We start from the raw sequence: 12,190 nt of genomic DNA on the forward strand, positions 1-12,190 counted from the left end.
TTGCTTGCATATGGGAACATTGAGACATGCCATCAAGTGGCAGGCAGAGCAGCGAACAGCGTGTCGACCGGAGACGAGTGTTACAGACGATCGGCGTCGCGTCCGCCGCCGCTCTGGCGGGCTGCGGCGGGAACGGCGGGAACGGCGGCAACGGTGGGAACGGAGGCAACGGCGGGAACGGCGGTGGGGGCGGAGGGGCCGGGGACCTTGGCGAGCGGGTTCCCACGCTCACGTTCCAGTACTGGTCCGACCAGGGACCGCCGACGGTCCTGTTCGAGGAGACGATCTCGAACATCCAGGCCCGAACCGGCGATATGGGGTTCCAGATCGAGACGATGCCGATGACGACCGGCGAGGGGGTGGCGGCGGTCGGGAACGACAACCGGGACTTCCACATCGCGGTGAACAGCCACGGCCCCTCGCCCGGCCGACTCGACCCGGACGAGCTGCTGACAAACTACAGCCTCGACTACGCCGGGGCCAACGGCAGGTACAACCCGGGGAACTACGCCAACTGCGAGTTCACCGAGCACGCCCGCGCGCAGTCGGTCGCGGCACCGGGTGAGCGCGAGGAGGCCGTCAACAACGCGATGTCGGTCTTTTCGGAGGACCTCGGCTTCATCCCGACGATCGAGCGCCCGTTCACGGCGGCGGTCAACACCGACGTGCTCACCGAACTCGAGACCGGACCGGCGGGGCTGAGCGACATCCACTGGTCCTCGCTGCTCGAGTCGGGGCTGGAGGCGCGGGACGGACAGGGGCCGATCGTCGCGAACCTCCCGTCCGAGATGCTGACGAGCAGCTTCTACCCCACCGTCAGCGACGGCGACGCGATGGTCCTGTACACGAATCTGACCACGTCGCCGCTCCTGATGTACGACTCCAACTACGAGCTGATCCCGGTCCTCGCCGAGAGCTGGGAGACGAACGACGAGGGGACGCGGACGACGTTCCAGCTCCGGGACGCCACGTTCCACAACGGTGACCCGGTGACGCCGGAGGACGTCAAGTGGACCTACGAGTTCCTGCGCGACCAGTACCACAACGGCGACTACCAGTGGACGAACCTCCCGGAGGACCTGACCGTCGAGGTCGTCGACGACAGCACGGTCGCGTTCAACACCGAGGACCCGGCGCCACAACTCCTCACCGCGCGGCTCTCCATCTACGGCGTCCTGCCGCGGGAGCCGTACGTCCAGGCGGGCATCGAGGACAACCCGACGAACTTCGAGGACCCGATGATCGGGGCCGGTCCGTACCGGATGGCGTCCTACAACAACCAGCAGAACATGTCGCTGGAGCCCCACGACGGACACCCGGTGTGGAGCCCGCAGACGCCGATCATCACGCAAATCTACGAGAGCGTCGATGGCGTGGTGCGGGCGTTCGAGAACGGGGAACTCAACCTCGCGGTGGCGCTCCACCCCGAGGCCGGCCAGCAGCTCCAGAGCCGGATGGGCGACAGCGTCCAGATCGTGACGGGCATGGCCCACCTCCCGTACGGGATCATGCCCCAGCAGTCGTTCGCACCGGGGATGTTCCCGGAGTTCCGCCAGGCGCTCTCGCACATGGTCGACCGACAGAACCTGAACGAGACGTACGCGTTCGGGGAGTCCGAGGTCGTCATCCACGGGACGTTCAACTCCCAGGCGCACCCTTGGTACAACCAGGACGTCCTCACCCAGATCGCCGGCGAGACCGCCGACGTCGACCAGGCGAAGCAGGTGCTCGAGGACGCCGGGTGGGGCTGGGACAACAACGGCAACCTGCACTACCCCCAGGACGCCAGCATGGAGGCCTGGCCGCAGGGCGAGACGCCCAGCCCCGAGGACTTCCCCTGCCTCGAGTGATCGGGTCCAGGTCGGGGGCGGTCGGTCGTCGCGGCCGCGAACGCTCCCGCCGGACTCGTCCCGGACGGCGGATAACCGCACCCGGGTAGCACCGCCGACCCTTCGCCGTCCGTGTCGGGGGTTCCCACGGGCGTCCCGGACGAGGGCCGACGTTCCGGCCCACTGCGAACCGAACACGAATGACGACGCGGTACTCCACAGAACGATGCTCTCGAACCGATCGGATGCGACGTAGCAATGGCTGAAGAACAGCAGCGGCGACGGGTGCTGGAGGACGTCGTCGTCGTCGACGTCTCGACGTTCGTCACCGGCGGCTTCGCGACGATGATGCTCGCCAACCAGGGGGCGGACGTGATCAAGGTCGAACGGCCGGACGTCGGGGACGATAGCCGCCACTCCGGCCCCCCGTTCGTCGACGTGGCCGACTACGACGGCCCCGGTCGCGCCGCCGCCGAAGGGGGGGAGTCGCCCTACTTCTGGACGATCAACTACGGCAAGCGGAGCGTCGAACTGGACCTGAAGACCGACGAGGGCCGCGAGGCGCTGTTCGACCTCGTCTCGGGGGCGGACGTGTTCGTCGAGAACTTCCGGCCCGGCACGGCCGAGCGGCTCGGGGTCGACTACGAACGCGTCCGCGGGGAGAACGAGGACGTGATCTACTGTTCGATCTCGGCGTTCGGCGAGACCGGCCCCTGGAGTGACCGTCCCGGCTACGACCAGCTCGTCCAGGGGCTGAGCGGCATGATGAGCGTGACCGGCTACCCGGACCGATCGCCGGTGAAGGTCGGGCTCCCACAGACCGACCTCATCACGGCGATGTGGGCCGCGTTCGGCGTCGTCAACGCGCTCTACCGCCGGGAGCGGACGGGGGAGGGAGACCGCGTCGAACTCGCCATGCTCGACGCCAGCCTCCCGTGGCTGACCAAACAGGCGGCCCGGGTGTTCGCCGGCGAGACGCCGACGCGCATGGGGACCGGTGACCCCGTCATCGCGCCGTACCGGACGTACGCGACGGCCGACGGCCACCTCAACGTGGCCTGCGGCAACCAGCGGCTCTGGGAGGGGCTCTGTGACGCGCTCGACCGGCCAGATCTCGCGGGCGATGACCGCTTCGGGACGAACGGCGACCGCGTCGAACACCGCGAGGACCTCGACGCGGAACTGGCCGCCGAGTTCGAGGACCGAACCACCGAGGAGTGGATGGCGTTCCTCGCGGAGGAGCGTGGTCTCCCCGTCGGTCCGGTTCTCGACGTCGAGGGGGCACTGTCGAACGAGCAGGTGTCGGCCCGTGGCGTCGTCGGATCGATCGAGCACTCGGCGCTCGGGGACGTCCCCCTCATCGAACACCCGCTCAACTACGACGGCGCGGACGCCGGGTTCGAGGACGGCCCCCCGCTGCTCGGCGAACACACCGAGGAGATCCTCCGTGAACTCGGCTACGACGACGAACGCATCGCCCGCCTGCGGAAGGCGGGGACGATTCCGGACGACGAGGGGTAGCGACCTCCCCGGCGAACACAAACTCTCGGTGATGAGTCGAAACGGACCAGAAGTCGACTGCGGCTCCGAACGTCGATTCTACCCGATTACCGAGTCGGAGAGGGTGTCCTCTCCTGAAACCTCGGATGGACGCTCTGGACGGGAGCCGAAGAACCACGAGCGACTCGTGGGAAAACGCGACGGCATATTCTATATCGCGAAATGTGATTTACGAGTCCCCGTGGCTCCTGGATATCGGGGCTCGGAGGCTCAAGCGCCGGTATTTCGGCGTTTCGAGGCACTGGGCAGCTCACTCGGTTGTAATCGAATACAACCAAGTGGTTATATGGGGGGCCACGCCGTCGGGTCGTCGTACGATGGCATCGACGGATGCAGCCGGGTCGACAGGGGGGGAAACGGCGGTTCGGCGGCTGATCGACGACTTCCTCGCGTCGAAGGAGGAGCGGGGGTCGGGCGCGTACGTCGCCAGCGCGTCCTCCGTGCTCGACCGGTTCGCCGAGTGGCTGGAGGCGCGCGACCGGACGCTCGCGGACCTGGACGACGAGCGGCGCGGCCCGCAGCTCATGCGCAGGTACGCGAAGCATCTTCGGCGCAGGGCGAACGCCCCCGACGGGATCTCGCCGACGACCGCGAACACATACTACGCGTACGTCTCGGGCTGTCTGGCCTACGGCGTCCGGGACATGGTGCTCTCGGTCAACCCGGCGCGGACCGAGGCGGCACGGGAGGAGCTTCCCGCCGACGAGGGGAAGCGGTCGGACCAGCAGTTCTGGACCCGCGACCAGCGCGAGTCGCTGGTCGGGCACGCGCGGGCTCGCGCCGGCGACGCGATCGAGGCCGACCCCTTCGGGGCCTACCCGGAGGTGCGGGACCACGCTCTCGTCGCCGTCCTGGCGTTCGCGGGCGTGCGCGGTGCCGAGGTGCTCCGCCACCGGAAGGACGACCGCCGGGGGCGGCAGGGGCTCCGGTGGTCGCGAGTCGACCTCGATGCCGGTACCGCGGAGGTGCTCGGCAAGTCGAAGACCGAGGGCAAGCGGTGGCAGCACGCCTCGCTGCCGGGGCCGGCGCGCGACGCGCTCGAGACGCTCCGGCGCGTCCAGCGTCCGCCCACCCCGGAGTGGCCGGTGTTCGAGTCGAGTCACGCGCCGTCGCTGTGGGCTCGTGCGCGGGAAGAACTCCCCGAGGGAGCGGTCGAAGGCGCGGTCGCGGAACGGGGGAATATCCGCGATGTGCTGCGGGCCGAGGGGATCGCGCCGCCGGCGCTCACCACCGACGGCGGCCGGTCGGTCCTGCGTCGGCTCACCGACGGGGCCGGGATCGATCTCCCCGAGGACGCCGACTACCTCCAGCCGCACGGCGCGCGACGGGGGATCGGCGAGGAACTGTACCGGGTTGACCGGGGGCTCGCCCAGGACCTCCTCCGCCACGAGGAACTGACGACGACGCGGGACCACTACCAGCACATCGACGCGGCCGAGCGGACGCGCGAGATCGACGCGGAACTCGAGCGACTCGGGGAGTAGGACCCACGAGGCGCACCGAGACGATCCGATGAATCCTATGACGATATACTGATGTTTGCCACGGGCTGGCTGACGGCCCACGGGGCCACGTGCGACGGATACTGGCCTCCTCCGTGCCGATCTTGTCGGATGCGTCGTTGGTTGAGAAGGACGTATTCGGTGAGCTATCCACTTCGGACGTCGGTGTTCACCGACCTGCTGACACACCTCCGAACTCGACCCGTTTCGAGCACGAAACTGCCGCCGAACCCAGTGCGACGGTATCGTGAAAACTGGTGTGTCCGACCCGATCGTACGAACTGGTTGTACTGGTTTGGACGAGCGAACTGGAACTGCTTGTTCGTACAGCAACCAACGAGTACGGACGATCTCGCACGCCTCCGTCGGGCGCGATCCGAAGCGCAGGCCTGCCGAATCGGCGTTCCTGCTCTCGGTTGGGCGAGAACGACCGGTGGAGGTGCAGCACCCGCGTGACCTCGGGAACTTATTGTGGGTTCCCGCGATGGACGGGCCATGACCGCCGTCAGGTTCCCCCAACACCCCCGATCCCACGACGGTGCGTCCTCCACCGCTCACGTGATCGTCGTCGGCTCTGTTCCGTTTCGCCGCGCACTCGAAATTACACGGTTATCCTTGTAACGGGCCCGCGAACTACCGCGTCCGTCCATTGCCTGCAGGCAGCGTTCGATTTGCCGACACCGACGATATTCGCCCAACCCGGACGAACGTCTCCTATCAACTATATTGACACTCTTCCTATTCGTAGATTCACAAACCGAACGAATGCGGATTACGGGAGAACAGGATTCTATGGTAGTATCTCAACTGTAGGTGGTCGAACGGAGATAGTATTCGAAGTTGTATATTCGAGGACTACTCGGACACTTGTCTATTGAAAACACACCGCCAACCGACGGAGCTGAGTCGGTCCGGAGGGCGGTACTCGTGGCCGGCCCCCGCGACGGGTCGGAGGGGAATCGAACCATAATCCAAAAGCTGTAATTAACTCACAATCCAGTGCTATATATACGAAGCATTTAACACAATATCTGTTTACTGGCTTCTATGGACAGATTCGATAATTCGAGCTCCCGGCGGAGCTACCTCAAGACGGCGGGCGCAATCGGCGCGCTCGGGGTGAGCGGCCTGGCCGGCTGTACGGCGTTCGGCGGCGGCGGCGAGTCCGACACGATCACCATCGCGGCCGCGGTTCCCGAGACCGGTCCGCTCTCCAGCGTCGGCAACGAGATGCTGAACGGCTACCAGCTCGGCATCGACCTGCTAAACCAGGACGGCGGGGTCGACGGGAACGAGGTCGAACTGATCGTCGAGGACGACGAGAGCGACCCGAAGACGCTCCGCGAGGTGCTCCAGCAGATCACGAGCGACAACGAGGTGGACATGATCTGGGGGAGCTTCTCCAGCCCGCTCGTGATGGCCGGCAGCGCGTTCGCCGAGAACCAGGGGCTCCCGTTCCTCGCCGTCGCGACGTGTTTCGAGGAGCCGCTCACGGACGGCTCCAAGGAGTGGACCTACACGCCGTTCCCGAAGACGCGGGACGTGACACGCGCGACGGGGGAGATCCTCGGGCAACTGCCCGAGGGCAACCGGCCACAGCGGGTCGGCATCTGGGAGGAGAACTCCGGGTGGGGCGCCGAGATGGCCGAGGCGTGGGAGTCGAAACTCTCGGACGCCGGCTACGACGTCGCGATGCGGTCGACGTACAACACTGGGAACGGCGACTTCTCGACGCTCATCTCGCAGGCGGAGAGCGCGAACGTCGAGGCGCTGCTCGCGAACCCCCAGCCGCCGGACGGCATCACCGCGATGAAACAGCTCCGGAACAGCGGCTACATGCCGAAGTTCGTCGAGTTCGTCCGCGCGGCCGACCCGCAGGCGTGGTGGTCGGCGCTCGGCGAGGCCGGGAACTCGGTCATCATGAGCCCGGGCTGGGCCCCGGGGATGACCGGCAACGGGAACGAGGAGCTGCTGAACGCCTACGGTGAGAAGTTCGCCGAGTCGGACGACGAGATCCCACGGGTGATGGTCGGGGTCGGCTACAACCTCGCCCAGACGACCCTGCAGGCGCTCCAGGCAGCGGAGTCGACCGAGCCGGACGCGGTCAGGAGCGCGCTCGACGAGGAGGAGTTCAACACCGTCATCGGCGACTTCTCGTTCGACGAGTACGGGATGCCCCAGGAGGGGCAGCTGGCGGCCGCGAGCGCGCAGTGGCAGGACGGCGAGCAGCGCCTCGTCTTCCCGCAGACCGAGCAGTCCTCGGAGCTGACATACCCCATCGAGGGGTAGCCGTCGACGGCCGGGGCGGGGGTCGTCACGGAACCGAACGAGCGGGAGTTTCGCGTCGGTCTACGACCCCTCGTCGTACGGCAGGCTGTCGAACAGCCGCGGATCGGTCTCGAACTTGAGGACGTTCGTCATCACCGAGTTGCGGAGGTTGCTGACGACCCGGCCGTGCTCCTTGTAGAACTCGTGGATCCAGCGCGAACCGGCCTCCCGGGTCGGGAACATCATCACCGACGTCCACTGGTACTCGCCGTCGGAGAGGAAGTAGAAGAGGGTGTGCTCGTCGTCCCGGATGTACTCCATCGCGTCGCGCCACTCCTCGGCGAAGTACTCCGGGTTGAACTTGAACTCGAACTTCTCGAAGATGAAGTACTCCTCGTTCGGGATGATCGCCTCCCGGAAGACGCCCTCCTCGCGCATGTTCCGGATCGACTTGCTCACGGTGACGTGGGAGATGTCCACGCCGTGGTCCTCTTCTAACACCTCGGTGATCTCGCGGGCCGACCGCTGCGGATCGGTCGCCAGTTCGCGGAGGATGAGCACGTCGCGCCGCTTGAACTCCCAGTCGGGTTCTGTGTCGTCCATGCTGATACTGCCCGCCACGGAGGTGGTTTCCGAGAGTGTTTCGATGGTTCGCGGCGATTGTGTTTGGATAGGAGCTGAATCCGAGAAGAGCCGTGGAGACGACCGTGAAAGCCCCCAGGTGCTACGGTCGCGCGCCCCGCGCTGCGCTCCTCGTTCGCTCACTCCGTTCCCTCTCTGCGGTGCTTGCGGGGTCGTACTTCCCGTAGCACCCGGCCCCTTTCAGTCCCACCCGACCGCAGCCACTCGCGCTCGCTCACTTCGTTCGCTCGCGTGAGCCCTCCCCAACCGATTCGCTCCTTCGCTCCCCCCGGTCGCTCACTCGCTCATCCCTCGCGCGCGTTGGCCGCGCACGAGGCGCGGCCGCCACGCGCCAATCGGCTGAACACTTCAGTGGGAGGCGGGAAGTCGGAGGAATGCCCGAACCTACTCTCCCTCGAACTCGGGTTCGCGGTCGTCGCGGAACGCGGTCACGCCCTCGAGCATGTCGTCCGTGCTCACGAGCAGGCCGAAGCCCTGGCTCTCCAGGTTCAGCGCCGTCTCCAGGCTCGCGTCCTGCCCGTCGTTGATGACCTTCTTCGCCACCTTCAGCGCGACCGGCGGGCCAGAGACGAGGTCGTCGACGTACTCCGCGACGACGTCGTCGAACTCCTCGGCGGGGACGGCGCGGTTGATGATGCCCCAGTCGGCCGCCTGCTCGGCGCCGATGTGGTTCCCGCGTAACACCAGCTCCTTCGTACGTACCTCGCCGACGAGGCGGACGAGCCGCTGGGTCGCGCCGCCGCCCGGGATGACGCCCAGGTCGATCTCGGGCGTCCCGAACGTCGCGTCCTCGGTGGCGACCCGGAGGTCGCAGGCGAGCGCGAGTTCGAACCCCGCGCCGAGACAGTAGCCGTCGATCTTCGCCAGCGTCGGCCGGTCGAACTCGTAGACGGTCCGGAACACGTCGTCGACGTCCATCATGTCCCGCGGCTCCGCGGTCGGGAAGGCGGTCAGGTCCGCCCCCGCGCTGAACGCCTTGTCGCCGGCGCCCTCGAAGGTGACGCAGGCGACGTCCTCGGGGTCGGTCTCCCGGAGCAGGCGGTCGACCTCGTTCAGCATGTCCTCGTTGAACGCGTTGAGCCGCTCCTCGCGCTGGAACGTCACGCGGAGGACGCCGTCGTCGTCGACCTCGTGGTCGACGTAGTGGTACGGCCCGCCGTGGCTGTAGTCGTAGAACCCCTCGCCGGCGGCCTCGCCCGTGTGGCCCGCCTCGACGAGTTCGCGCAGGTAGTCGGCCGGCTCGTACCGGTCGGCGCCCTTCTCGGCGTACAGCGTCTCCAGTTTCTCGAGGACCGCGTCGAGGCCGCGCTTGTCGCCCATCCGGCAGACGCCCTCGGCGAAGCCGCCGCCGAGGCGCATCCCGACGTCGATCTCCTCGGGCGTCGCCACGTCGTTCCCGACGAGCTTCGCGGCCTCGTTGACCATCCGGGCCTCGATGCGGAGGGTGTCGAACGCCTCGCCCTGCCCGTGCTCGTAGTCGACGCCGTCGCCGTCCTCGTGGTCGTAGTACCCCTTCCCGGACTTCTTGCCGTAGTGGCCCGCCTCGACCTTCTCCTCCCAGACGGGCGGCACCTCGCGGCCGGCCTCCTTCCGGGCGTGGTAGCCGATGTCGATGCCGGTGAAGTCGGCGAGTTCGAACGGACCCATCGGGTAGCCGCCGCGGAACACCATCGCCGCGTCGGTCTCCCGGATCGTGGTCTCGTCGGCCGAGAGCATCCACGCCGCCTCCTCCATGAACGGGACGAGGACGTTGTTGACGACGAACCCGTTGACGTCCTTCCGGACGAAGATCGGCGTCTTGTCGCACGCCTCGGCGAACGCGGCCGCGGCCTCGGCGGTCGCGTCGTCCGTGTGGTCGCCGTAGACGACCTCGACGAGGTCCATCTTCACCGGCGGGTTGAAGAAGTGCGTGCCGACGACCTGCCCGGGCCGGTCGGTCGCCTCCGAGATCTCTGTGATGGAGAGGCTGGAGGTGTTCGTCGCGAGGATGGCGTCGGCGGGCGCGAACTCGTCCAGGTCGCCGAAGATCTCGCGCTTCAGCTCCATGTTCTCCGGCGCCGCCTCGATCACGAGGTCGGCGTCGTGGACGGCCGCGTCGAGCTCCGTCGCCGTGTCGACGCGATCGAGGACCGCCTCGGCGGACTCGTCGAGCGCCCCCTTCTCCTCGAGCTTCCCGAGGCTCCACTCGATCTGTTCGTACCCGTCGCGGACGAGGTCCGCCTCGACGTCCCGGAGGGTCACGTCGTAGCCGCCGAGCGCCGCCACCTCGGCGATGCCGTGGCCCATGCTCCCGGCACCGAGGACAGCGACCCTTTCGATCGTATCGACAACCATCTTGTGGAATATGTATCGTACATCTCGGGCTTGAATCTGGCGATTGTTGTAATACGAATGCCCTTCGAGGATTTCCAGTGTGTCACCCCGATCCTGGAACCGCCTGCCGTCCCGCCGAAGTCGCCGGCGGCGGCGAGGTGAACGTGCTCGACTGTCGGCGCCGGCTTCACGAGGGATCGGCTCGATTTCCAGGACAGCTGATTTCCAGGGAATACTGATACGGTAAAATAGGTCCAAAATGTTAATTAGCGCGGCGACACAGTGACGGGCAATGGGAGTCGTGACCACGGTAGGACGGACCGGCCGACGGTCGAGGGCCGATCGATCGAGGGCCCGGCGATGACGCGCGCGGTCGGCATCGTCGGCGGCGGGCACACGCAGTGGGGTCGCCGCGAGGCGACGTGGAAGGACATGGCCCAGGAGGCCGGGAAGGCGGCGTTCGACGCGGTGCCGGACGTCGGCCCGGAGGACGTCGAGGGCCTCTTCGTCGGCGCCGTCCAGCCCGAACGCTTCGCGTTCCAGTCGCACGTCGCGCCGCTCGTCGCCGAACTGCTCGGCATCGACGTGGACGCGATGATCGCCCGCACGGAGCTCGCCTGCGCGAGCGGCCAGGCGGCGCTCCGGTACGCCTGGCTCGCCATCGCCGCGGGACAGCTCGACACCGCGCTCGTGCTCGGCGTCGAGAAGATGAACCTCCCGAAGTCGGCCTCGGAGGAGGCCCAGGCGAGCATGACGAACGTGCTCGACCGGGAGTTCGACGGCGTCAACGGGCTGAACGCGCCGCCGTACTTCGCGATGATCGCCCAGCGGCACATGCACGAGTACGGCACCACGCGCGAGCAGCTCGCGCAGGTGAGCGCCAAGAACAAGAACCACGCAGTCCACACGGACTACGCCCAGTTCCGCGACGAGGTGAGCGTCGACGACGTGCTGGAGTCGTTCCCGCTCTCGCCGCCGCTGTGTCTGTACGACTGCAGCGGCGTCACGGACGGCGCCGCCGGCCTGATCCTCATGAGCGAGGAGAAGGCCCGCGAGGTGACAGACGAGGCGACCTGGATCGCCGGCAGCGGGCAGTCGTGCATGGCGAGCAACTCCATCAACAACCTCCCGTCGCTGTCGGCGTGGCCGCAGGCGACCGAGGCCGCCGAGTCGGCGTACGACGACGCGGGCATCGACGACCCGCTGCGCGAGATCGACGTGGCGGAGATCCACGACTGCTTCTCCATTAGCGAGATCGTCGAGTACGAGGACCTCGGCTGGGTGGAGAAGGGCGAGGGCGGCCAGTTCGCCGAGGACGGGCGGAGCGAACTCGACGGCGACATCGGCGTCAACCCGCGCGGGGGCCTGCTCGGCTGCGGCCACCCGCTCGGCGCGACGGGCGTCTCGCAGGCGCTCGAGATCCACGACCAGTTCCGCGGCGACGTGCCGGAGGAGCGGCGCGTGCCCGACCCGGAGACGGGACTGATACACAACCTGAGCGGCAGCGGCTCCGTCCACAGCGTGATGGTCATGGAGCGTGAGCGCCCATGAGCGACGAGCCGATGAAATCCGACGGGGGTAGGGAGACGGTCGACCTCCCCGACACGATCGAACTCCCGCGGCTGCTCGACTTCTATGAGCTCCAGACCGACGAACACACCCGCATCCACGAGTTCTACGACCGCCTCCGGGACGGCGTCCTCTCGACGACGCGCTGCACCGAGTGCGGCGCGCTCCACTACCCACCGCGGGTGGTCTGCCCGGAGTGCATGGGCGACGACCTGGAGTACGTCGACCTCCCGGAGACCGGGGAGCTGTACGCGTTCAGCGCGGTCCGCGGCGGCGCGCCGATGGGGATGGCCGACGACGTCCCGTTCACCGTCGGCGTCGTCGACCTCGACGACGTCGACGTCCGCCTCTCGGCGCGCATCGACGGCGCGGACGTGGACGACCTCGAGATCGGCGACCCGGTCCGGCTGAAGGTCGTCGATATCGACGGTCCGGCCGACCACGAACGGGTGTTCTACCGGTTCGAGCCGACCGAAACGACGACGGAGGAGCACGCGGAGCAGTGAC

At 67.4% G+C, this 12,190-nt stretch carries 8 protein-coding genes; 6 read left to right on the top strand and 2 right to left on the bottom strand.

The annotated features are described in order from the left end of the window. Positions 1–26 precede the first annotated feature (26 nt). The 4 genes from HUG10_RS18530 to HUG10_RS18545 all read left to right on the top strand — a co-directional run bounded on the left by HUG10_RS18530 (position 27) and on the right by HUG10_RS18545 (position 7,180). On the top strand, positions 27–1,850 hold the full coding sequence (locus HUG10_RS18530; RefSeq protein WP_179171181.1) for an ABC transporter substrate-binding protein: 1,824 nt from the start codon (positions 27–29) through the stop codon (positions 1,848–1,850). A gap of 237 nt (positions 1,851–2,087) precedes the next feature. After that, on the top strand, positions 2,088–3,350 hold the full coding sequence (locus HUG10_RS18535) for a CaiB/BaiF CoA transferase family protein (protein ID WP_179171182.1): 1,263 nt from the start codon (positions 2,088–2,090) through the stop codon (positions 3,348–3,350). A 356-nt stretch (positions 3,351–3,706) separates the two neighbouring features. Then, a complete protein-coding gene (locus HUG10_RS18540; protein WP_179171183.1) occupies positions 3,707–4,873 on the top strand; it encodes a tyrosine-type recombinase/integrase in 1,167 nt (388 codons plus the stop codon). 1,065 nt (positions 4,874–5,938) lie between these two features. Next, positions 5,939–7,180 (top strand): amino acid ABC transporter substrate-binding protein, encoded by a 1,242-nt coding sequence (locus HUG10_RS18545; RefSeq protein WP_179171184.1) that lies wholly within the window; start codon positions 5,939–5,941, stop codon positions 7,178–7,180. A 60-nt stretch (positions 7,181–7,240) separates the two neighbouring features. Here HUG10_RS18545 and HUG10_RS18550 read toward each other — a convergent pair whose 3' ends face one another. Next, the gene (locus HUG10_RS18550) at positions 7,241–7,762 is read right to left on the bottom strand and encodes a winged helix-turn-helix domain-containing protein (RefSeq protein WP_179171185.1); all 522 of its coding nucleotides are present in this window, start codon (positions 7,760–7,762) and stop codon (positions 7,241–7,243) included. Positions 7,763–8,185: 423 nt separating this feature from the next. After that, positions 8,186–10,135 (bottom strand): 3-hydroxyacyl-CoA dehydrogenase/enoyl-CoA hydratase family protein, encoded by a 1,950-nt coding sequence (locus HUG10_RS18555; RefSeq protein WP_179171186.1) that lies wholly within the window; start codon positions 10,133–10,135, stop codon positions 8,186–8,188. Between the two features lie 339 nt (positions 10,136–10,474). Between HUG10_RS18555 and HUG10_RS18560 the strand changes: the two genes are divergently transcribed. Further along, on the top strand, positions 10,475–11,665 hold the full coding sequence (locus HUG10_RS18560) for a thiolase C-terminal domain-containing protein (RefSeq protein WP_179171187.1): 1,191 nt from the start codon (positions 10,475–10,477) through the stop codon (positions 11,663–11,665). Then, positions 11,662–12,189 (top strand): Zn-ribbon domain-containing OB-fold protein, encoded by a 528-nt coding sequence (locus HUG10_RS18565; RefSeq protein WP_179171188.1) that lies wholly within the window; start codon positions 11,662–11,664, stop codon positions 12,187–12,189. Before HUG10_RS18560 ends, HUG10_RS18565 begins: the two co-directional genes overlap by 4 nt. Position 12,190 lies beyond the last annotated feature (1 nt).

The sequence above is a fragment of the Halorarum halophilum genome, assembly GCF_013401515.1.
Classification (GTDB): Archaea; Halobacteriota; Halobacteria; order Halobacteriales; family Haloferacaceae; genus Halorarum; species Halorarum halophilum.

Coding starts and splice junctions, on each gene's coding strand:
- HUG10_RS18530 (WP_179171181.1), top strand. CDS start 27: ATGCCATCAAGTGGCAGGCAGAGCAGCGAACAGCGTGTCGACCGGAGA.
- HUG10_RS18535 (WP_179171182.1), top strand. CDS start 2,088: ATGGCTGAAGAACAGCAGCGGCGACGGGTGCTGGAGGACGTCGTCGTC.
- HUG10_RS18540 (WP_179171183.1), top strand. CDS start 3,707: ATGGCATCGACGGATGCAGCCGGGTCGACAGGGGGGGAAACGGCGGTT.
- HUG10_RS18545 (WP_179171184.1), top strand. CDS start 5,939: ATGGACAGATTCGATAATTCGAGCTCCCGGCGGAGCTACCTCAAGACG.
- HUG10_RS18550 (WP_179171185.1), bottom strand. CDS start 7,762: ATGGACGACACAGAACCCGACTGGGAGTTCAAGCGGCGCGACGTGCTC.
- HUG10_RS18555 (WP_179171186.1), bottom strand. CDS start 10,135: ATGGTTGTCGATACGATCGAAAGGGTCGCTGTCCTCGGTGCCGGGAGC.
- HUG10_RS18560 (WP_179171187.1), top strand. CDS start 10,475: ATGACGCGCGCGGTCGGCATCGTCGGCGGCGGGCACACGCAGTGGGGT.
- HUG10_RS18565 (WP_179171188.1), top strand. CDS start 11,662: ATGAGCGACGAGCCGATGAAATCCGACGGGGGTAGGGAGACGGTCGAC.